We start from the raw sequence: 19,728 nt of genomic DNA on the forward strand, positions 1-19,728 counted from the left end.
CGGAACCCTTCCCTTCGGAAGCTGACGGTCGCTAGGCGTCCCGGTCTCGACGCAGCACGAACTGTTCGAGTCGTCGAATCCCTCGAACGCGTCGTGGACGTAGCTGCTTGAGGTAGTAACCGGGAGCGTCGGCGAGTTCGTGGGCGAGCGCCTCGTCGATCAGCACCGTGCCGGGACGCGCCGAACCGGTGAGTCGCGCCGCGGTGTTGACGACGGAGCCGTAGAGGTCGCCGAACCGGACGAGCACCGGGCCCATCGCGAGTCCTACCCGCAGTTCGGGGTCCGTCTCGTCCGGCAGAACCTGCTCCCGCAACTGCAGGGCGATCTCCGCCGCATCGGCCGGCGACTCGACCGCGAACATCACCTCGTCGCCGACCGTCTTCACCACCCATCCCTGATGGCGGCCGATGACCGACGTCGACGCCGACTCGAATCGTTCCAGAAGGTCGCTCAGTTCCCGCGCGCCGAGCTGACGGGTCAGCGACGTGTACCCGACGATGTCCGCGAAACCGACCACCAGCTTCCGGCTCGCGACCTCCTCGCCGGGGTTCCCGACGTTGCGACCGGTGGTCGAGGCGATGTGCCTGCGCCACACGTACGCCTGCAACGACTCGACCGCCGGAAGGATCTCGGCGGTGAGTTCGCGCACCTGCTCCCGGATGGCCTGCTCGTCGCTGCCCGCGGACCCGGCGAGCTGATCGACGATGTGGGTGCTGATCAATGACACCTGCCATTCGGCGAGCCGCGACATCGACTGGCCGAGAGCACGAGCCGCCGCCACTTCGCGTTCCGGTGAGATGATCCCCTGGTCGACGAGCGACGCGATGGTGCGCAACGCGGCGGCGTCCCCCTCGGTGAACATGACGCCGTCCGGATCGGTGTCGACCGCGAAACCCATCGACACCCACAGGCGGTCCGCCCGTTCGAGGGATACCCCCGCGAAGTCGGCGATCTCGGCCCGCGTGTAGCGGCGGGGCCCGCCCAGAAGCGACTCCTCGAGATCGGCCTGGACGTCGCGGAGCAGGGTCGGTGAGATCTCCGTCGTCGTTGCGGTCTCGTCGCCGTTCTCCGGTGCTTCCGAGGTCACGTCGTTCCTCTCGATACTGTCGATCCGCACGCCTGGTCGCCGGTGCGTCCATCCCTCTCAATCTGCCACTGTGCGTGCCCGTCCGATGCGGAACCGTCGGTGGGGTGTGCGAGAGTTGCGGTGCTCACGAGCGTAACCAGGAGACAGACCAGAAAGGACAGCGCATGCCGCCCCGTAGACGTTCCGGTGCCGCCGCACCGGATCACCTGACCGCGGAGAATCTCGAGACCCTCGCTGCCGCGATCGCGGAAGGTAAGCGGGCCACCGTGTATCTGCGCGAGGCGATGCCCAGCCTCGGGCTCGAGGCCGGAGCCTCAGCGAAAGTTATCTCCGTGCAAGGCAATACGCTCTTGATCCGCCCCAAAGGCGTCGACGACGAGCTCCCCTTCGAAGCGGAGGAGCTTCTGATGAGACGAATTCCGGCCACCAAGCCTGCGCCCGCGCCCGCCGCCCCCGCGACGCCGGTCGTGCACCAGGAGATCGAACCCGGTCCGCCCCCCGCCCCCAAGACTCCGGCCGCCAAGACTCCGGCCGCCAAGACTGTCGCGACGCCTCAGCCCGCCGCCACCGCGGTCCCGAAACCCGCCGCGGCACCGGCCAAACGCACCAGCAAGAAAGTGCCCGCGGGAGTCAGCGTCACCATCCACGCCGGTGCCGACAACGACTGGAGCGTCACCGTCGCGCACGGAGCCAAGCGTCCCGGCAAGGCGGTCCCCGTCTCTCCGGACGCCGTCGAGCGCGCCGTCCGGGAACTCGGGGAGGAGACGGCGATCGAGGCCGTCGAGTCGATCATCGTGGCGGCACGCAACCTCGCGGCGGCCCGGGTGGACGAGCTGAGCCGGCAACTCGAGGACGCCCGCAAAGCACTGGAGGCACTCGGCGCCGTCGAGTAGCGCCCGGGTGAGCAACGGTCGCGGTCTCTACATCGGCATTCCCCCACGCAGGTCTTGCGCGGGGTGGGATTCTTATGGGGAGACACGCGGCCGTCGGGGCTCATCCGGGAAGGTTCGAAAAATGTTGAAACGATTCGCGGCGGTTGTTGCGGCGACAGCGGGAATTCTGGGATTCGTTGCGGCGGGGTCCGCGACAGCAGCTCCGGCCGCCGTCTTGGGGGGCGGTTCGGGGATCGTGGTGAACGACGAACTCGTCTGCTCACTCACTACCATCGGGCACGACAACGCGGGCCGGCTCGTCGGCCTGACAGCGGGCCACTGCGGTGAATCGGGCTCCTACGTGGTGCCCGAAGCCAGTCAGGACAGCGGCATCGTCGGAAAGTTCGTCGTCTCCAACCCCGCTCTCGACTATGCGGTGATCCAGTTCGACCCGGCGAAGGTCGTCCCGGTCAACAGGGTCGGCGGCGTCACCATCACCAACATCGGCGCACCGGCAGCCTTCCCGCAGGTGGCGTGCAAGGAAGGCCGCACCACGGGCAACACCTGCGGCATCGTCTACGGCGACCTCATGCAGACGGGGGAGACGTGGACCCAGGCCTGCGTGATCGAGGGTGACTCGGGCGCACCGATGGTCGTCGGCACCACCCTGGTGGCCATGGTCAACGCCTACCTCGCGGCACCGTGCATCGGCCCGGAGATCGGGACCAACCTCAACTCGATCATCGCCGACATGAACGCGAGCGGCGGCCCCGGCGCCGGGTTCCGGCCCATCTAGGCCCTCCGGGCTCGTGAGTGGTTGACGAGTCTCTGGACTCGTCAACCACTCACGGGCGCGAAGCGCCTACCCGCAGACGGCGCCGCCCGAGGCGGAACCGACGAGCTTCGTGTACTTGGCCAGGACCCCGCGGGTGTAGCGCGGGGGCAGGGGCTCCCACCCGTTCTTACGGCCGGCGAGTTCCTCTTCGTCGACGAGCAGTTCGAGGGTGCCCGTCCCGACGTCCAGTCGGATCTGGTCGCCGTCGCGGACGAAGGCGATGGGACCACCATCGACGGCCTCCGGTGCCACGTGGCCGACGCACAGGCCGGTGGTGCCGCCGGAGAATCGGCCGTCGGTGAGCAGGAGGACGTCCTTGCCCAGTCCGGCACCCTTGATCGCGCCGGTGATCGCGAGCATCTCGCGCATGCCGGGTCCGCCCTTGGGACCCTCGTAGCGGATGACCACGACGTCGCCGTTCGTGATGGTGCCGTCCTCGAGGGCGTCCATCGCGGCGCGTTCCCGTTCGAAGACGCGGGCGGTGCCGGTGAAGACGTCGGAGTCGAACCCGGCCGACTTCACCACCGCGCCGCCCGGGGCGAGGGAACCCTTGAGGATCGTGATTCCGCCGGTCGGGTGGATGGGCGAGCTCATCGCGCGGAGCACCTTGCCGTCCGGGTCGGGAGGGGCGATGGCCGACAGGTTCTCGGCCATGGTCTTGCCGGTGACGGTGAGGCAGTCGCCGTGCAGCATCCCGGCGTCGAGCAGGGCCTTCATGATGACGGGGACGCCGCCGATGTGGTCGACGTCCTTCATCACGTGCTTGCCGAACGGTTTGACGTCCGCGAGGTGCGGGACGCGGGCGCCGACGCGGGAGAAGTCGTCGAGTGTCAGTTCCACATCCGCTTCGCTCGCGATCGCCAGCAGGTGCAGGACGGCGTTGGTGGAGCCGCCGAACGCCATGACCACGGCGATGGCGTTCTCGAACGCCTCCTTGGTGAGGATGTCCCTGGCGGTGATGCCGCGGCGGAGCAGTTCGACGACGGCTTCACCACTGCGCCTCGCGAATCCGTCGCGACGACGGTCGGTGGCGGGCGGGGAGGCGCTGCCGGGCAGCGACATGCCGAGCGCCTCGGCGGCACTGGCCATCGTGTTCGCGGTGTACATTCCGCCGCACGCGCCCTCGCCGGGACAGATGGCACGCTCGATGGCGTCGACGTCCTCACGGCTCATCAGTCCGCGCGAGCAGGCGCCGACCGCCTCGAACGCGTCGATGATGGTGACGTCGCGTTCGGTGCCGTCCGACATTTTGGCGACACCCGGCAGGATCGAACCGGCGTAGAGGAACACGCTCGCGAGGTCGAGGCGGGCCGCGGCCATCAGCATGCCGGGCAGCGACTTGTCGCAACCGGCGAGCAGCACCGACCCGTCGAGGCGTTCGGCCTGCATCACCGTTTCCACGCTGTCGGCGATCACCTCACGGGAGACGAGGGAGAAGTGCATGCCCTCGTGTCCCATCGAGATGCCGTCGGACACGGAGATGGTGCCGAACTCGAGGGGATACCCGCCCGCGGCGTGGACGCCGTCCTTGACGGCCTTCGCGAGCCGGTCGAGCGACAGGTTGCAGGGGGTGATCTCGTTCCACGACGACGCCACGCCGATCTGGGACTTTCCCCAGTCGTCGTCGCCCATGCCCACCGCACGGAGCATTCCGCGCGCGGCGGTCTTCTCCAGTCCGTCGGTGACGTCGCGGCTGCGGGGTTTGGGATCCGGGGTACTCATGTCTCCCAGCGTAGGCGGGACCCTCCGCGGCGGTTGGTTAAATGCGTTGCCGGGGATCGCGACCGGTCAGGGCGATCAGGCGATCCTGGAGCGACGCGTCGTCGGGAACGTCGACGGGGTCGGCGAACAGCCCGCTCTCGGAGAGCATCTCGCGTTGGCCATCGAGATCCGACCAGACGCCGGCGACGAGTTGCGGGTCGAGTGCGTCGTCGGAACCGGTGGCCTTGGCGAGGTCCCAGGCGTGGATGGTGACGTCGGCGATCTGCTGCCGCAGATACGGCTCGAGCGGCACCGTGCCGTAGGACAGATGCACCTGCGTCCCCGGGTCGGTCGACGACCACGCGTGGATGGCCGCGTCCGAATACCGCTGCCATTCCGACCGCATGTCGCCGTGCAGGGGCTCGATGTCCGGGGTCGCTTCGCCGACCGTCTTGCCGGCGAGCAGCGGGGGAACCCACTGCTGTTCCTCGATGACGTGCCGCACCAGCTGGGTGACGTCCCATTCGCGGTCCGGTGTCGGCGCCGACCAGTCGGTGATCGCGGCGACCCGTGCACCGAACTCGCGGTGGGCGATGCGGGCGAGTTCGAACCAGTCGAATGCCATGCCTTCAGGGTAGAGGCAGCCGGGTCACGATCAGCGCGATTCCAAACGATGCACCTGTCGGGGTGCTCGGGAAGGATGGGGCGCATGACCAACATCCCCACCGTGCAGTTGTCCGAAGGCTTCACCGTCAGCGCGCAGGGCTACGGCGCCATGTCCGTCGCCCCCGTGTACGGCCCCGTCGATGCCGCGGAGGCGCTCGCGACCCTCCACCACGCCATCGACATCGGAGTGACGTTCATCGACACGGCCAACGTGTACGGCGACGGCGCGAGTGAGATAGCGGTGGGCACGGTGCTGAAGGAACGTCGCGACGAGGTGCAGTTGGCCACCAAGTTCGGTCTCGTCGGCAACATCGCGAACGGCCGGCGCAGCATCAACGGCAAGCCCGAATACGTGGCGCAGGCCCTCGACGAATCGCTGTCCCGGCTCGGCGTCGACACCGTCGATCTGTACTACCTGCACCGCGTCGACCCCGAGGTGCCCATCGAAGACACCGTCGGCGCGATCGCGGAACAGGTGAAGGCAGGCAAGGTCCGCAACATCGGACTGTCGGAGGCGACCGGCGACGAGTTGCGTCGCGCCTCGCGCGTGCACCCCATCGCCGCGATCCAGAGCGAGTGGAGCATCTGGAGTCGCGACGTCGAGAAGCACGTGGTTCCCGCGGCGGCCGAACTGGGCATCGGCTTCGTGCCGTATTCGCCGGTGGGCCGGGGCTTCCTCACCGGAACGTACGACCCGGCGACGCTGGGCGACAAGGATCTGCGCCGCCGGTTCCCGCGTTTCGGCGACGATGCGCTGCCGGCGAACCTGAAGGTGCTCGACGTCGTCCGCGAGGTCGCTGCCGAGCTCGACGCGACGCCCGCCCAGGTGTCGCTGGCGTGGCTGGACGCGAAAGCCCGCGAGTTCGGGTTGCCGTCCGTGTCGATTCCCGGCACCCGGTTCGCGGCGCGTGTCACGGAGAACGCCGGCGCGCTTGCGCTCACGCTGACCGAGGGCCAGATCGCGCGCCTGGACCTGCTCGCGGATCTCACCGTCGGCGAGCGCACGGCCGATCCGACCTGGGTGTCGCTGGGCCGCGAGTGACTTCACTCAGCGGGTAATACCTGCTGGGGGGTAGTTTGATCTGCGATGAGCAGAGTGTGGTTGGTGTGGGGCGTCGGGGTTGTCGCTTATATCGTCGCCGTCCTGCATCGAACCTCGTTCGGTGTGTCGGGCCTCGCGGCGACGGAACGATTTTCGATCAGTCCGAGTGTGTTGTCGGGTTTCGTCGTACTCCAGATCGTGGTGTACGCGGGGATGCAGATTCCGGCCGGTGTGCTCCTCGACCGGTACGGGTCGCGGATCATGATTTCCGCGGGCGCCCTCATCATGGCCTCGGCGCAGATGCTTCTCGCCCTCACCGAATCGCTGCCGCTGGCGGTCGCCGCGCGCGTTCTCGTCGGCGTCGGCGACGCGATGACGTTCATCTCCGTGCTGCGCCTGGTGCCGCAGTGGTTCGCGCCGCGGCGGGTCCCGCTCGTGTCGCAGCTCACCGGCATCTTCGGTCAGATCGGTCAGATCCTGTCGGCGCTGCCGTTGATGCTGTTGCTGAACGGGCCGGGCTGGAGTTTCGCGTACGGCAGCGCGGCGTCGCTCGGTTTGCTGTCGTTCGTGCTGGCCGTCTCCGTCATCCGCAATGCGCCTCCCGGTCTGGAGGTGGTGGCGGCGCCCGCCGGACTGCGGGAGGTGGGCAAGCAGATCCGCGCCGTGTGGGGTCGTCACGGCACCCGGCTCGGGTTCTTCACCCACATGGGCACGCAGTTCTCGATGACCACGTTCGCCCTGCTGTGGGGTGTGCCGTACCTGAGGTCGGCACAGGGGTTGTCGCCGGCGGAGGCCGGTTCGCTGCTGACCCTGTCGGTGATCTCGGCGATCGTGGCCGGGCCGATCATCGGCATCCTCAGCGGCCGCTTCCCGATGCGCCGCTCCTATCTGGTGCTGGCCATCATGATCAGCAACGCGGCGATCTGGACCGTCGTCCTGTCGCTGCCCGGTCCGGCGCCGATCTGGTTGCTGATCGTGCTCGTGATGGTGATCTCGGTGGGCGGCCCCGGTTCGATGATCGGCTTCGACTACGCCCGCATGTTCAACCCCAGCACCAGCATGGGAACGGCGCAGGGAATGGTCAACATCGGCGGCTTCCTGGCGTCGTTGCTGGTCATCCAGGCGATGGGTCTCATCCTCGATGCGATGGGCGGGTACTCGTTCGAGGCGTTCCGGGTGGCCTGGCTCGTGCAGTACCCGGTCTGGATCGTGGCGATCACGGGTGTTCTGGTGACGCGTGGGAAGACACGGAAGCAGATGGGGTTGGTGCTGCGGCCCATCCGGCAGGTGTGGCGGGAGCGGGGCGGTCGCTGAAAGGGCTAGTTACACTCTTACATGATGTGTAACACTATAACGCATGAGCAATGAGCGATCGGAAGATCACGCCGTCCTGACGGCACCCCCGATGCAGTGGGACGCCTGGGGCGCGCCGGAGAAGCACAAGGTCCTCTCGGACGGCATCAAGGGGCTGCTGCAACAGGCCCTCGGCGTCACGACCAGAGAGCACGCCGACCGGGCGGCCGACGACGTCGTCCTGGCTCCGAGCGCACTCTCCGACCAGCAGGTCGCCGCTCTCGCGGGCATCGTCGGAGAACAGTTCTGCAGCACCGCGCACTCCGACCGGCTGCTGCGTTCCGGCGGCAAGAGCACGCTCGACCTGCTACGCCGCCGCAGCACCGAACCGCAGAACGCGCCCGACGCCGTCGTCACCCCCGGTGCGGACGACGAGGTCGCCGACGTGCTCCGATACTGCGCCGACCACGGCATCGCCGTCGTGCCGTTCGGTGGCGGAACGAGCGTGGTCGGCGGGCTCGACCCCGTGCGCGACCGATTCGACGCAGTCGTCTCGCTGGACCTGCGCCGGTTCGACGCGCTCATCGACCTCGACGCCGACTCCGGCATCGCGACGCTGGGAGCGGGTGTGACGGGTCCGCTCGCCGAGGAACTGCTCGGCGCGCACGGCTTCTCGCTCGGGCACTTCCCGCAGAGCTTCATGTTCGCGACCATCGGCGGCTTCGCGGCCACCCGGTCGTCGGGGCAGGCCTCCGCGGGGTACGGGCGGTTCGAGGACATGGTCCAGGGACTGCGGGTGGTGACCCCCACCGGGACCCTCGACACGGGGCGCGCCCCGGCCTCCGCGGCGGGTCCGGACCTCGGCGAACTGTTCGTCGGGTCGGAGGGAACGCTCGGCGTCATCACCCGGGTGCGGGTGCGCGTGCACGCGGTCCCCGACACGACCGTCCGGGAAGGGTGGAGTTTCCCCGACTTCGAGACGGGCGCGGCGGCTCTGCGGGCGTTGCGGCAGGAGGGCGCGGTCCCGACCGTGCTGCGGCTGTCCGACGAGGCGGAGACGGCGGTGAACCTCGCGACCACCGACAAGATCGGTGAGGAGACCGTCACCGGCGGCTGCCTGGCGATCACGACGTTCGAGGGCACCGCCGAGCACACCGCGGAGCGGACGGCGGAGGCTCGCGCCGTGCTGGTGGCGCACGGCGGCACCTCCCTGGGCGAGGGGCCCGGAAACGGCTGGGAGCACGGCCGTTTCGACGCACCGTACCTGCGCGACTCGTTGCTCGACGCCGGAGCGCTGTGCGAGACGCTGGAAACCGCGACCACCTGGGGCAACCTCGCTGCGGTCCGCACCGCCGTGACCACCGCGCTGACGGAATCGCTGTCCGGGCAGGGCACCCCGCCGCTCGTCCTCTGCCACATCTCGCACACGTACCCGACCGGCGCCTCGCTGTACTTCACCGTCGTGTCCGCGCAAGCGGAAGACCCGATCGAACAGTGGCGGAAGGCCAAGACCGCCGCCGGTGATGCGATCATCGCCGCCGGCGGAACCATCACGCACCACCACGCGGTCGGAGTCGACCACCGCCCGTGGATGCGGGACGAGATCGGCGACCTGGGCGTCGCGATTCTGCGGGCGGTCAAGGATGCGGTCGATCCTGCGGGAATCCTCAATCCCGGCAAGCTGATTCCGTGAGCACGCAGCAGGTGGTCGAGAAGGTCACCGTCCTCGTCAACCCCCTCGCCGGACACGGTCACGCACCCGTCGCCGGCCGCAAGGGGGTGGCGCGCCTGCGGGAGCGCGGGGTCGCCGTCACCGAGATCATCGGAACGGACGCCGATCACGCGCGCATGCTGGCCCGCCGGGCGATCGACGACGGCACCGACGCGCTCGTCGTCGTCGGCGGGGACGGCGCCATCAGCATCGGGCTGCAGGCGGCCGCGCAATCCGGGACACCGGTCGGGCTGATCCCGGCCGGCACCGGCAACGACCATGCGCGCGAATTCGGTATCCCCGTCGGCGATCCCGTCGCCGCGGCCGACGTGATCGCCGACGGGGAGGTGCAGGAATCCGACCTCGCCCGCATCGCGCTCACGGACGGCGCGGTGGTGTGGGCGGGCACCATCGTCGCGAGCGGATTCGACTCGCTCGTCACGGACCGAGCCAATCGGATGTCGTGGCCGAAGGGGCCGATGCGGTACAACCTCGCGATGCTCGCCGAACTGACGCAGCTCCGTCCGCTGCACTACACCATCGAACTGGACGAGGAGACGTTCCAGGTGGACGCCACCCTCGTGGCGGTGGGCAACGGACGCTCGTATGGCGGCGGCATGCAGATCTGCCCGGGCGCGGACAAGACCGACGGCCTGCTCGACGTCACGGTCGTCGACTACGGTCGCCGGTCGAGGCTGGTCCGGTTGTTCCCCCGGGTCTACAAGGGCACTCACGTGGATCTCCCCGACGTGCAGACCTACCGTTCGCGGAGGGTGCGATTGCAGTGCGACGGCATCACGGCCTACGCGGACGGCGACCGGGTCGGTCCGCTGCCGATCACCGTCGAGGCGGTGCCGGCCGCCCTGCGCATCCTCAGCCACACCCCGGCCTGAGCGGTCACAACCCGCGCAACCGGTCCATCTCGCGGCGTTCGCGTTTGGTGGGCCGGCCGGCGCCGCGGTCGCGCTGCGGTATCGACGCGAGGACTTCGCGCGGTGGGGGCGGTGGTGTGTTGTCGGCGTAGCACTCGACCGCCACCACCGCGCCGACCCGTTTGGTGATGGGCCGGACCACCTCGACGATGCGTTCGACACCCGCCGCGCGAATGCGGACCTCGTCACCGACCTTGACCGGCTGCGCGGGTTTGGCGGTGGTGCCGTTGACCCGCACGTGCCCCGACCTGCAGGCGGCCGCCGCCGCGGAGCGCGTCTTGAACAGCCGGATCGCCCAGGTCCAGCTGTCGACCCGGACGCTCGCGGGGTCGGTACCGGAAATCGCCACCCGACCAGGATACGAAAGCGCGCGTGACGGTGTGGCCTGCGGGCGCGTCACCCGTTCGGGGGAGTACGGCTCGACCGGGCGAGGGTCGGTTGTACTGCCGGACCGGTGACGTCGCAATGTGGTTTGCATGCAACCGAATCCGGGACGGGACCAAGCGGGGTGGGAGCGGGCGGGGCGGGCGCCCGGATCAGGGCTGCGGCGATGGTCGCCCCGACCAGGAGCAGTGCGATGCAGATGAACATCGCGATACGGAAGCCGTGCGAGAAGCTGTCGGGGTCGAGCATGCTCTCGGCGTCGATCCCGGCGATCCCGGGGAGTGCGGCCACCGCCAGCAGCTGGCTGGTGCGCGCGACCGCGTTGTTCACCCCGGAGGCGATGCCGGACTGGTCCACCGGGACCGACCCGAGCACGGCGGCGGTCAGCGGCGCGACCATCGCGGACAGTCCGAGTCCGAAGACGACGACGCCGGGGAGCACGACCGTCCAATAGTTCGCATCCGGCCCGATCCGGGTCATCAACAGCAGGCCGATCGCCGCGAGTGCGGGCCCGACGGTCATCGGCAGCCGGGGGCCGTGGGTCTGGGCGTAGCTGCCCGCGCGGGAGGAAAACGCCAGCATCGCCAGCGTGATCGGGATGGTGGCGACCCCGGCTTCGATCGGCGAGTATCCGGCCACCAACTGCAATTGCAGGACCAGCAGGAAGAAGACGCCACCGAGTGCGGCGTACACGGCGAGCGTCACCAGGTTCGCCGCCACGAACATGCGCGACGCGAACAGGCTCGGCGGCACCAGCGCGTTCGGTGAGCGCCGTTCCACCACGACGAACACGATCAGCGCGACGGCGCCCACCACCCCGGCGACCAGATTCATCTCGATCAGGCCGTAGGTGAGCGCGCCGAGACCGACCACCGCGCACACCGACCCGAGCACGTCGAGATGATCGGGCGGATGCGGGTCGCGGCTCTCGGGGACGTGCCGCATCGACGCCCACACGACGACGACGGCGAGCGGAAGATTGAGCAGGAACACCGACCGCCAGCCGGCCACCTCCACCAGCCAGCCGCCCAGTAGAGGTCCGATCGCCCCGGCCACCCCGCCGAGCCCCGACCACAGACCGATCGCGGCACCCCGGTCGTCCTCGTGGATCGACGCCGAGATCAGAGCGAGGCTGCCGGGGGTCAGCATCGCAGCCCCGACACCCTGCAGAATCCGTGCGATCACGAGCATCGTGATGTCGGGTGCGATGCCGCACAGGAGTGACGCCGCCGCGAACCAGACCGTCCCCCAGACGAAGACGCGGCGCCTGCCCCAGCGATCCCCGAGCGCCCCGCCCAACAGGATCAGCGACGCCAGGGCGAGGGTGTAGCCGCTCAGAACCCACTGCATTCCCGCGACATCCGACCCGAGGTCCTCGCCGATGTGCGGCAGGGCGATGTTCACCACCGTGCCGTCCAGTAGCGCGAGGCTCGAGCCGAGAACGGTGGCGGTGACCACCCACCGTCCCTGGCGGGTGCTCAGGCGCAGCACTGTCTCGGTCATCTCCCCATGGTGCGCCGCCGTCCAGGCAGCGGGGTGCTCGTTGCGATTTCTCGCGCCGGCTTCGGCATACTCGAGCACGTGTACATCGAAGTCGACGACCTGTCCCGCGAGGCCGTGCACGGTCTGCTGGCCGAGCACCTGGCGGACATGCGTGCGACGTCGCCGCCCGAAAGTGTTCACGCCCTCGATCTGCCCGGTTTGCGGGACCCGTCGGTCACCGTGTGGACGCTGTGGGACGAGGAGACCGTGCTGGGAACCGTGGCGCTGCGTGAGCTCTCGCCGGCCGAAGGTGAGATCAAGTCGATGCGGACTGCCGCGGAGGCGCGCGGGCGGGGTGTGGCCACCCGGCTCCTCGCGCACCTGGTCGACGAGGCGCGGGCACGCGGGTACGTCCGGCTCAGCCTCGAAACCGGCGTCGAGGATTTCTTCGCCCCGGCCAGGCGTCTGTACACCGAGCACGGCTTCACCGAATGTCCCCCGTTCGGGGACTACGGCAACGATCCGAACAGCATCTTCTTCACACTCTCCCTGTGACGGCCCTGTCCGTGCGACACTTTCCGCCACGCACCTCGATATACGGAGAACTCATGGACATCATGCGCAAGGTCGCAGTCGGGGCCGTCGCGGTGGCCGGCCTGTCTTTCTTCGCCGCGGGGACGGCCGCAGCAGACCCCATGCCGGCGCCCATGCCGCCGCCACTACCTGCGCCCATGCCGGTCCCGCTGCCTGCCGGCACGTACGTCGGCACCACCAACGTTCTCGGTGGTGACCTGATCTGGAAGGGCAAGACGTTCGGACCCGGGTGGGTCATGGACAACTTCGGGGTGTTCTTCCCGTACATCTTCGGCATGACCACTCCGGAAGCGAGCGGTTCCCTCGTCACCGACTACAGCCCCTCCGGGCTTCCCTTCCTGACCGACCGGATCACGCCGAGGCCCGACGGGACCTACGAGGGCACCGTCTACATCAACGGCAACCCGGTGGCGGGGTACGCCCTCCACAAGTAGGCAACCGGCAAGGTTCTACACCTTCGACGGCGCGAGCGGTTCGGGAATCGAGTCCGGCGCCGTGAGGGTGGCGCGACGGGTGGGAATGGCCAGCGTGATGGCCGCGGCGACGAGTGCGACACCGCAACCGATCAACAGGCCGGTTCGGAAGCCGCCCTCGGTGGGCAGGGTGTGGCCGGCGACCTGGACGCTCATCTGGGCGAGGACCACTCCGACGACGGCCGCGGACACCGCGGTACCGACCGAGCGCATGAGGGAGTTGACGCTGTTGGCGGAGGCGGTCGCGGACTGCGGCACGGCGCTCATCACGAGTGCGGGCATCGCGCCGTAGGCCAGGCCGACGCCCGAGCCGCAGATGCAGGTCACCACGACCAGGCCCCACGTCGACCCCATCAGGAACATCGACGATCCGTAGCCGAGCGCGATGACGAGGCTTCCGACGAGCAGGGTGACCTTCGGTCCGCGGGTGGACGACAGCTTGGCCCCGAAGGGGGAGACCGCCATCATCATCAGACCCGAGGGGGCCATCCACAGTCCCATGGCCAGCATCGACTGTCCCAGGCCGTATCCCGTGGACGCCGGCAACTGCAGGAGCTGCGGAACGATCAGGGACTGGGCGTACATGGCGAAGCCGACCACGACGGACGCGGCGTTCGTCAGCAGCACCTGACGGCCGGCGATCACCCGCAGGTCGACCAGTGGTTCGGGAGTGCGGAGTTCCCACCAGCCCCAGGCCGTCAACGCGACGACCGTGGTCGCGAACAGACCGAGGGTGGTGCTGCTCGCCCAGCCCCAGTCGGCGCCCTTGGAGACAGCCAGCAGCAGGGACACCAGTCCGACGCCCAGTCCGACTGCCCCGATGGGATCGAAGCGGGCCTTGGGACCGTGGACGGGCGTGGCGGGCACGAAGAACCAGAGCAGCACGGCGATCAGCGCGCTGAGCCCGGCGGCGCCCCAGAACAGCACGCGCCAGCTCGCATTCTCCGCGACCGTTGCGGCGAGCGGCAGACCGAGGGCGCCGCCGATGCCCATGGACGAGCTCATCAAGGCGATGGAGGAGTGCAGGCGCTCGGGCGGCAGCAGGTCCCGCAGTGCGCTGATTCCGAGCGGAATCATGCCCACACCGATCCCCTGCAAGCCTCGGCCGATCACCATCGGGGCCAGGGACGTCGCGAGTGCGCAGACCACCGAGCCGAGGACGAGCGGCACCGTGCAGATCAGCATCATTCGCCGCTTGCCGTACAGGTCACCGAGACGTCCGCTGACCGGTGTCGCCACGGCGCCGGCGAGCAGCGTCGCGGTGATCACCCAGGACGCGTTGGAGGCGGTCGTGTCGAGCAGTCGGGGGAGGTCGCCGATCAGCGGCACCACGAGGGTCTGCATGAGCGCGGCGACGATGCCGGTGAATGCCAGCACGGCGACGAGGCCGCCCGGGCGGACGGCGGGCGTCGGACTGTCCACACGAATCTCCTCAACTCTGCGAAACACAATTTGTGCACCATACATAGCGTATGCATGGTGCACAACATGTGTATCGTGCAATGGGCTCAGAAGGGACGTTTTCCGAGGTAAGCGGCGGCGAGACCGCACGCGACCACGGCACCCACGGACAGCCCGGTCGATGTCCACGCCCACGAGTCCAGCCCCACCGTGCTCGTGGATCCGACGAGCGGCGCGTACGCCGTCCACCCGTAGTCGGCGATCAGCGGGACGGCCAGCGCGGCCGGCACCGCCAGCGACGTAGCGGTGACCGATTCGCTCGACGGCAGACTCGACGCGACCGTGTACGAGGCCGCGAGCGGAAGGAGGAGCCACGTCGCACCCACCTGCAGGTTGTCCCACGGCGGGTGCTCGAACATCGTCGACGCGGCCACGACTGCGAGTGCCGCGATGCCGAGCACCGGCAGCGGATAGCGCCTGCCGAGCACGGCACCGGTCAGCACGAGCGCCGCGGGCACCAGCAGCCACGGCCAGGAGTCCGGGAACGCCGCCACGCCAATGTCCCCCGCGGCGACGAATGCCATCGCGGCGAGCAACACGATCCCGGTGCGGCTCTCCAGCGACAGCGAGGCGGCGATCACCGCCACGACCAGGACGAGTCCGAATATCCACCTGCCCTGCATGGCACCGTAGGTGCCCACGTTCCAGACACGTCGAACGAACCACCAGTACAGCACCAGCCCGATCAGCGGCAGAACGATCCCGACGACGAGGGCGCGCCCGCTCACCGCGACGTCCGTCCGCTCACCGAAGTCGCCGGACGCCAGCGTGACGGCCAGAACCACGGACGTGAGCGCGAGGACGGTCAGCGCCACCGGATCGAATGCGGGTTCCGGAAGGTAATCGGCGTAGCGCCGGGGAAAAGACGCCCGGAAGTGGTCGATCGGTCCGGCGAGGAGCAGTCCGGCGAGAACCCCCGCGGCGAGTGCGGTCTGTAACCATGCCCGGTCGGCGGTGGCGCACAGTCCGACGAGGCCGCCGAGCAGCAGGCCCGTACCGACTCCGCCGAGGTACACCTCGAAGTCCCACGGCCCCGTCGACGGAGCGACACCCAGCAGTGCGAGACCGGCGAAAGACAGCGTCGACAGGATCCGGCGGGCACGAACCAGCGCTGCCACCAGGACGGCGACGATCGCGGCGAGGAAGGCGCCGGCGGCCGGCCCGAGATACAACGCGTCCAGGCGGTCGCCGTCGACCACGAACGCGAACTCCCTGGACGTGGTGGACGTCAACGCAATTCCCGCGACGAACCCGCCCAGCAGCAGGCACACGTGCGAGATCCTGAATGTCATCCCCTGAGCATCGCGTAAGCGCACCGGCCTTGAAGTGACCGACGCGCAGGAGAAGGCTGGAGGTCGTCGCTGTGCCGTCGGCAGAGAAGGGGTGGTCCGCTTGGTCATCGACAACGACGTCTACAACCGTGTGGGGGAGTCGTGGTGGGAGGAGGACAACCCACTCAACCTGCTGCACGGAAGCCTGACGCCGGGACGATTCGCCTACTTCCGTAAGGTGCTCGGCGAGACGGTCGGTCGTGACCATCGGGGACTCCGCGCCCTCGACGTCGGGTCGGGCGGCGGGTTCCTCGCGGAGGAGTTCACCCGCATCGGTTTCCGGGTGACGGGCATCGATCCGTCCCCGGTGTCGGTCGACACCGCACGGCGTCACGCAGCCGGCTCGGCCCTCGACATCGAGTACCGCATCGGGTCGGGCGAACAGTTGCCGGTGCCGGATGCCGCGTTCGACGTCGTCTACTGCTGCGACGTCCTCGAGCACGTGTCGGATCTCGACGGAGTGATCGCCGAGACGTCCCGTGCGCTGAAACCCGGCGGCCTGTACCTGTTCGACACCATCAACCGCACATTCGCCAGCAAGCTCGTCGCGATCAAGATCATGCAGGAGTGGCGGATGACCCGGATGTTCGACACCCCCATCCACGACTGGTCGATGTGTATCCGTCCCGCGGAGCTGGAGCCGATCATGGCGCGGCACGGTCTGCGGCTCGGCGAGTTCGTCGGGCTCGGGCCGCGGTCGAAGAATCCTCTCCGGCTCCTGGACCTCGCCCGGGCCGGCGGAACACGGCTCAGCTACGGGGAGTTGAGCCGCCGGCTCGACTTCGGCCAGATCAGGAGCACGGCCATCTCCTACATGGGATTTGCGGTCAAGAACGACGAAAGCCCGCCGCGACGACGCGACGGGCTTCCGGACGGGCGTGACTAGCTGTAGTCGTAGAAGCCCTTACCGCTCTTCTTGCCGAGCTGTCCGGCGTCCACCTTGCGCTTGAGCAGCGTCGGGGGAGCGTAGTGCGGCTCGGCGAATTCCGCGTACAGCGACTCCGCCGCGGCGAGGGTGATGTCGAGGCCGACGGTGTCGATCAGCGTCAGCGGGCCCATCGGGTAGCCGCAGCCGCCCTTCATGGCCTCGTCGATGTCCTCGGCGGTCGCGTAACCCGACTCGAGCATCCGGACCGCCGACGTGAGGTACGGGATGAGCAGCGCGTTCACGATGAAACCCGCACGGTCACCGGCCCGCACCGTCTTCTTGCGCAGCGTGTTCTTCGCGTAGTCGGTGACCGCGAGGACGGTCTCCTCCGACGTGACGAGGCTGACCACGATCTCGACCAGCGGCATCACCGGCACCGGGTTGAAGAAGTGGACACCCACGACCTGCCCGGGACGCTGCGTGGCGTTGGCCATCTTGATCAGCGGGATGGACGACGTGTTGGACGCGAGGATGCCCGACGGCTTCACGATCTTGTCGAGCTTCTGGAAGATGTCGACCTTGAGCGACTCGATCTCCGGCGCCGCCTCGATCACGAGATCGCGGTCCGCGAAGTCCTCGATGTCGAGGGTGACCCGCACGCGGGCGAGCGCGGCGTCCGCGGCGTCCTGGTCGAGCTTGCCCGCCTTGACCCCGCGAGCCAGGGACTTCTCGATCCGGGCCTGCGCGGCCTCGGCGAATTCCGGCTTGGTCTCGAGGATGAGAACCGAGCTACCGGCCTTGATGCATACCTCGGCGATGCCGGCACCCATGGTGCCGCCGCCGATCACGCCTACTAGTTCCACGTTTCTCCTTAGATATGCCCGTGCGTGGTTAGCGAGTCCAGAGACTCTCTAACCACGCACGGGCGGCGTAGCCGCCTACTTCAACAGTGCACGCGACATCACGACGCGCTGGATCTGGTTCGTGCCTTCGTAGATCTGAGTGATCTTCGCATCACGCATCATCCGCTCGACAGGGAAGTCGGTGGTGTAGCCGGCGCCACCGAACAGCTGGACGGCGTCCGTGGTGACCTCCATCGCGACGTCGGAGGCGAAGCACTTGGCGGCAGCGGAGATGAAACCGAGGTTCTTCTCGCCGCGCTCGGCGCGGGCCGCGGAGGTGTAGACCATGAGGCGGGCGGCCTCGACCTTCATCGCCATGTCGGCGAGCATGAACTGCACGGCCTGGAAGTCGCTGATCGACTTGCCGAACTGCTTGCGGTCCTTGGTGTAGGCGAGAGCGGCGTCGAGGGCACCCTGCGCGAGGCCGACGGCCTGCGCGCCGATGGTGGGACGGGTGTGGTCGAGGGTCTGCAGCGCCGTCTTGAAACCGGTGCCGGGCTCGCCGATGATGCGGTCGCCGGGGATCTTGCAGTTCTCGAAGTAGAGCTCCGCGGTGGGCGAACCCTTGATGCCGAGCTTCTTCTCCTTCGGTCCGACGACGAAGCCTTCGTCGTTCTCGTGGACCATGAACGCGGAGATACCGTTGGCGCCCTTGTCGGCGTCGGTGACGGCCATGACGGTGTACCAGCTGGACTTGCCACCGTTGGTGATCCAGCACTTGGAGCCGTTGAGGATCCAGTCGTCGCCGTCGGCGTTGGCGCGGGTGCGCATGCCGGCGGCGTCCGAACCGGCTTCACGCTCGGACAGTGCGTAGGACGCCATGGCCTCGCCGGACGCGAGCTGCGGCAGGACCTGCTGCTTGAGTTCCTCGGACCCGTTGAGGATGAGGCCCATGGTGCCGAGTTTGTTGACGGCGGGGATCAGGGACGAGGAGCCGCAGACGCGGGCGACCTCTTCGATGACGATGCAGGTGGCGACGGAGTCGGCGCCCTGGCCGTCGTATTCCTCGGGGACGTGGATGGCGTTGAACCCGGAGTTCACGAGGGCGACGCGGGCCTCTTCGGGGAAGCGTGCATCCTCGTCGACTTCCTTCGCGTAGGGTGCGATCTCCTTCTCGGAGAGCGCGCGGATCGCGGACCGCAGTTCGTCGTGCTCTTCACCGAGCTTGAACAGATCGAAGTCCGGATTTCCGGCCATGGGGCGCTCCTTGCTGAGTCTCGACGGCACCGAGTCTGAATAGGCACTCCGTGCCAAGGTCATTGTCGTTCAGGTGGGCCGCAACGTTCGTGGTCGGCAAACTACTGCCACTACAGTGCAGTCAACCACGGCACTGAGTGCCAGTCAAGGGTGGTTGTCGTCACCGGCCACTCAGCCCCGGCGCCGGGACAGCTGGGCCTGGATACGTCCGGTGATCTCCTCCACCGGCGTTCCCGGCGGGTACGACACCACCAGCACCGCGTCCTGTTCCTGCGTCGACGCCCCCGGAGCGACGCCGAACGTCCGGCGCACGTCGAGGAGGGCCCGCTCGAGTTCGTCTGCGGTCGCGTCGGGGTCGCCCTTGATCATGTTCCGGAGCAGGAAGTTGTGGCACGCGGTGACGGCGGCCGCGAATCCGATGACCTTCAGGACCGGTTCGGTGGGTACGACACCGCGCAGGTAGTCGACGAACAACCGCTCGTAGCGGAAGCCGGTGACGATCTCCCGGTCGCGCAGGGCGGGAACCCGCTGGACCACCTGGTACCGGCGAGCCGACAACTCCCGGTTCTCGCGAAACCTGTCGAAGACCAGGCCTGCCGTCCTGCAGACCGCCGCCCACGGGTCGTCGGAATCCGTGGACAGATAATCGCCTGCCTGCTGCAACAGTGATTCGTGATCGGCGAAGATCACGTCCTCCTTGGAGCGGAACTGGCGGAAGAACGTCCGCCGGGACACGCCCGCGGCGGACGCGATCTGCTCGACGGTCGTCGCCTCGTACCCGTTCTCGGAGAACAGCCGGATGGCCTGCGCCACGACGTGGACGCGGAAGTCCGCGGGATCGATGCCGGGTGTGTCGACGCGCTCGGTCATGGGGCCCAGTATCCATTGGCGGCTTTG

19 protein-coding genes are annotated in these 19,728 nt (G+C 68.5%); 9 read left to right on the forward strand and 10 right to left on the reverse strand.

Annotation, left to right across the window (positions count from 1 at the left end; genetic code table 11):
* Positions 1–31: 31 nt before the first annotated feature.
* Complete coding sequence (locus tag CJ177_RS28080) at positions 32–1,087, reverse strand: adenylate/guanylate cyclase domain-containing protein (RefSeq protein WP_005243927.1); 1,056 nt, start codon at positions 1,085–1,087, stop codon at positions 32–34.
* Positions 1,088–1,251: 164 nt separating this feature from the next.
* On the opposite strand from CJ177_RS28080, the gene CJ177_RS28085 reads away from it, so the two are divergent.
* Entirely contained in the window at positions 1,252–1,980 is a 729-nt protein-coding gene (locus CJ177_RS28085) for a DUF6319 family protein (RefSeq protein WP_095869124.1), read from the forward strand.
* A gap of 121 nt (positions 1,981–2,101) precedes the next feature.
* Complete coding sequence (locus CJ177_RS28090; RefSeq protein ID WP_005243923.1) at positions 2,102–2,755, forward strand: S1 family peptidase; 654 nt, start codon at positions 2,102–2,104, stop codon at positions 2,753–2,755.
* Positions 2,756–2,821: 66 nt separating this feature from the next.
* Here CJ177_RS28090 and ilvD read toward each other — a convergent pair whose 3' ends face one another.
* Positions 2,822–4,516: a dihydroxy-acid dehydratase gene (gene ilvD / locus CJ177_RS28095; RefSeq protein ID WP_009478121.1), complete on the reverse strand. Its 1,695-nt coding sequence runs from the start codon at positions 4,514–4,516 to the stop codon at positions 2,822–2,824.
* Between the two features lie 37 nt (positions 4,517–4,553).
* Positions 4,554–5,120, reverse strand: coding sequence for a TIGR03086 family metal-binding protein (locus CJ177_RS28100; RefSeq protein WP_005243919.1), 567 nt, complete (start codon positions 5,118–5,120; stop codon positions 4,554–4,556).
* A gap of 84 nt (positions 5,121–5,204) precedes the next feature.
* Between CJ177_RS28100 and CJ177_RS28105 the strand changes: the two genes are divergently transcribed.
* The 4 genes from CJ177_RS28105 (at position 5,205) to CJ177_RS28120 (ending at position 10,100) form a co-directional block, all read left to right on the forward strand.
* Positions 5,205–6,203 carry an aldo/keto reductase gene (locus CJ177_RS28105; RefSeq protein WP_007297918.1) on the forward strand — a complete coding sequence of 333 codons (999 nt, stop codon included), beginning with the start codon at positions 5,205–5,207 and terminating at the stop codon, positions 6,201–6,203.
* A 45-nt stretch (positions 6,204–6,248) separates the two neighbouring features.
* A complete protein-coding gene (locus CJ177_RS28110; RefSeq protein ID WP_061044085.1) occupies positions 6,249–7,517 on the forward strand; it encodes a nitrate/nitrite transporter in 1,269 nt (422 codons plus the stop codon).
* Between the two features lie 91 nt (positions 7,518–7,608).
* Positions 7,609–9,189, forward strand: a complete 1,581-nt coding sequence (locus CJ177_RS28115; RefSeq protein ID WP_095869244.1) for an FAD-binding oxidoreductase — start codon at positions 7,609–7,611, stop codon at positions 9,187–9,189.
* Complete coding sequence (locus tag CJ177_RS28120) at positions 9,186–10,100, forward strand: diacylglycerol kinase (RefSeq protein WP_025431942.1); 915 nt, start codon at positions 9,186–9,188, stop codon at positions 10,098–10,100. The genes CJ177_RS28115 and CJ177_RS28120 overlap by 4 nt, the downstream gene beginning before the upstream one ends.
* Before the next feature lie 4 nt (positions 10,101–10,104).
* On the opposite strand, the gene CJ177_RS28125 is transcribed toward CJ177_RS28120, so the two are convergent.
* Both CJ177_RS28125 and CJ177_RS28130 read right to left on the reverse strand, forming a co-directional pair.
* On the reverse strand, positions 10,105–10,488 hold the full coding sequence (locus tag CJ177_RS28125; RefSeq protein ID WP_025431943.1) for an RNA-binding S4 domain-containing protein: 384 nt from the start codon (positions 10,486–10,488) through the stop codon (positions 10,105–10,107).
* Positions 10,489–10,535: 47 nt separating this feature from the next.
* Positions 10,536–12,026: an MFS transporter gene (locus tag CJ177_RS28130; protein WP_005243911.1), complete on the reverse strand. Its 1,491-nt coding sequence runs from the start codon at positions 12,024–12,026 to the stop codon at positions 10,536–10,538.
* A 6-nt stretch (positions 12,027–12,032) separates the two neighbouring features.
* Between CJ177_RS28130 and CJ177_RS28135 the strand changes: the two genes are divergently transcribed.
* The gene (locus CJ177_RS28135; protein ID WP_095869125.1) at positions 12,033–12,560 is read left to right on the forward strand and encodes a GNAT family N-acetyltransferase; all 528 of its coding nucleotides are present in this window, start codon (positions 12,033–12,035) and stop codon (positions 12,558–12,560) included.
* Positions 12,561–12,613: 53 nt separating this feature from the next.
* Entirely contained in the window at positions 12,614–13,033 is a 420-nt protein-coding gene (locus CJ177_RS28140) for a hypothetical protein (protein WP_005243908.1), read from the forward strand.
* Positions 13,034–13,048: 15 nt separating this feature from the next.
* Here CJ177_RS28140 and CJ177_RS28145 read toward each other — a convergent pair whose 3' ends face one another.
* Both CJ177_RS28145 and CJ177_RS28150 read right to left on the reverse strand, forming a co-directional pair.
* A complete protein-coding gene (locus tag CJ177_RS28145) occupies positions 13,049–14,494 on the reverse strand; it encodes an MFS transporter (protein ID WP_095869126.1) in 1,446 nt (481 codons plus the stop codon).
* Between the two features lie 86 nt (positions 14,495–14,580).
* A complete protein-coding gene (locus CJ177_RS28150) occupies positions 14,581–15,825 on the reverse strand; it encodes a hypothetical protein (protein WP_095869127.1) in 1,245 nt (414 codons plus the stop codon).
* A gap of 91 nt (positions 15,826–15,916) precedes the next feature.
* Between CJ177_RS28150 and ubiG the strand changes: the two genes are divergently transcribed.
* Entirely contained in the window at positions 15,917–16,750 is an 834-nt protein-coding gene (gene ubiG, locus CJ177_RS28155; RefSeq protein WP_025431946.1) for a bifunctional 2-polyprenyl-6-hydroxyphenol methylase/3-demethylubiquinol 3-O-methyltransferase UbiG, read from the forward strand.
* Here ubiG and CJ177_RS28160 read toward each other — a convergent pair.
* The 3 genes from CJ177_RS28160 to CJ177_RS28170 form a co-directional block, all read right to left on the reverse strand.
* Entirely contained in the window at positions 16,747–17,595 is an 849-nt protein-coding gene (locus CJ177_RS28160) for a 3-hydroxybutyryl-CoA dehydrogenase (RefSeq protein ID WP_061696761.1), read from the reverse strand. The two genes, ubiG and CJ177_RS28160, sit on opposite strands and share 4 nt — an antisense overlap.
* 75 nt (positions 17,596–17,670) lie before the next feature.
* The gene (locus CJ177_RS28165; protein WP_095869128.1) at positions 17,671–18,831 is read right to left on the reverse strand and encodes an acyl-CoA dehydrogenase; all 1,161 of its coding nucleotides are present in this window, start codon (positions 18,829–18,831) and stop codon (positions 17,671–17,673) included.
* Between the two features lie 171 nt (positions 18,832–19,002).
* Positions 19,003–19,701, reverse strand: a complete 699-nt coding sequence (locus CJ177_RS28170) for a TetR family transcriptional regulator (RefSeq protein WP_005243897.1) — start codon at positions 19,699–19,701, stop codon at positions 19,003–19,005.
* Between the last annotated feature and the right edge of the window lie 27 nt (positions 19,702–19,728).

The organism is Rhodococcus sp. ACPA1, from assembly GCF_002300195.1.
In the GTDB taxonomy this organism is placed as follows: Bacteria; Actinomycetota; Actinomycetes; order Mycobacteriales; family Mycobacteriaceae; genus Rhodococcus_F; species Rhodococcus_F opacus.

Coding starts and splice junctions, on each gene's coding strand:
- CJ177_RS28085 (WP_095869124.1), top strand. CDS start 1,252: ATGCCGCCCCGTAGACGTTCCGGTGCCGCCGCACCGGATCACCTGACC.
- CJ177_RS28090 (WP_005243923.1), top strand. CDS start 2,102: ATGTTGAAACGATTCGCGGCGGTTGTTGCGGCGACAGCGGGAATTCTG.
- ilvD (WP_009478121.1), bottom strand. CDS start 4,516: ATGAGTACCCCGGATCCCAAACCCCGCAGCCGCGACGTCACCGACGGA.
- CJ177_RS28100 (WP_005243919.1), bottom strand. CDS start 5,120: ATGGCATTCGACTGGTTCGAACTCGCCCGCATCGCCCACCGCGAGTTC.
- CJ177_RS28105 (WP_007297918.1), top strand. CDS start 5,205: ATGACCAACATCCCCACCGTGCAGTTGTCCGAAGGCTTCACCGTCAGC.
- CJ177_RS28110 (WP_061044085.1), top strand. CDS start 6,249: ATGAGCAGAGTGTGGTTGGTGTGGGGCGTCGGGGTTGTCGCTTATATC.
- CJ177_RS28115 (WP_095869244.1), top strand. CDS start 7,609: ATGCAGTGGGACGCCTGGGGCGCGCCGGAGAAGCACAAGGTCCTCTCG.
- CJ177_RS28130 (WP_005243911.1), bottom strand. CDS start 12,026: ATGACCGAGACAGTGCTGCGCCTGAGCACCCGCCAGGGACGGTGGGTG.
- CJ177_RS28135 (WP_095869125.1), top strand. CDS start 12,033: ATGGTGCGCCGCCGTCCAGGCAGCGGGGTGCTCGTTGCGATTTCTCGC.
- CJ177_RS28140 (WP_005243908.1), top strand. CDS start 12,614: ATGGACATCATGCGCAAGGTCGCAGTCGGGGCCGTCGCGGTGGCCGGC.
- CJ177_RS28150 (WP_095869127.1), bottom strand. CDS start 15,825: ATGACATTCAGGATCTCGCACGTGTGCCTGCTGCTGGGCGGGTTCGTC.
- CJ177_RS28165 (WP_095869128.1), bottom strand. CDS start 18,831: ATGGCCGGAAATCCGGACTTCGATCTGTTCAAGCTCGGTGAAGAGCAC.
- CJ177_RS28170 (WP_005243897.1), bottom strand. CDS start 19,701: ATGACCGAGCGCGTCGACACACCCGGCATCGATCCCGCGGACTTCCGC.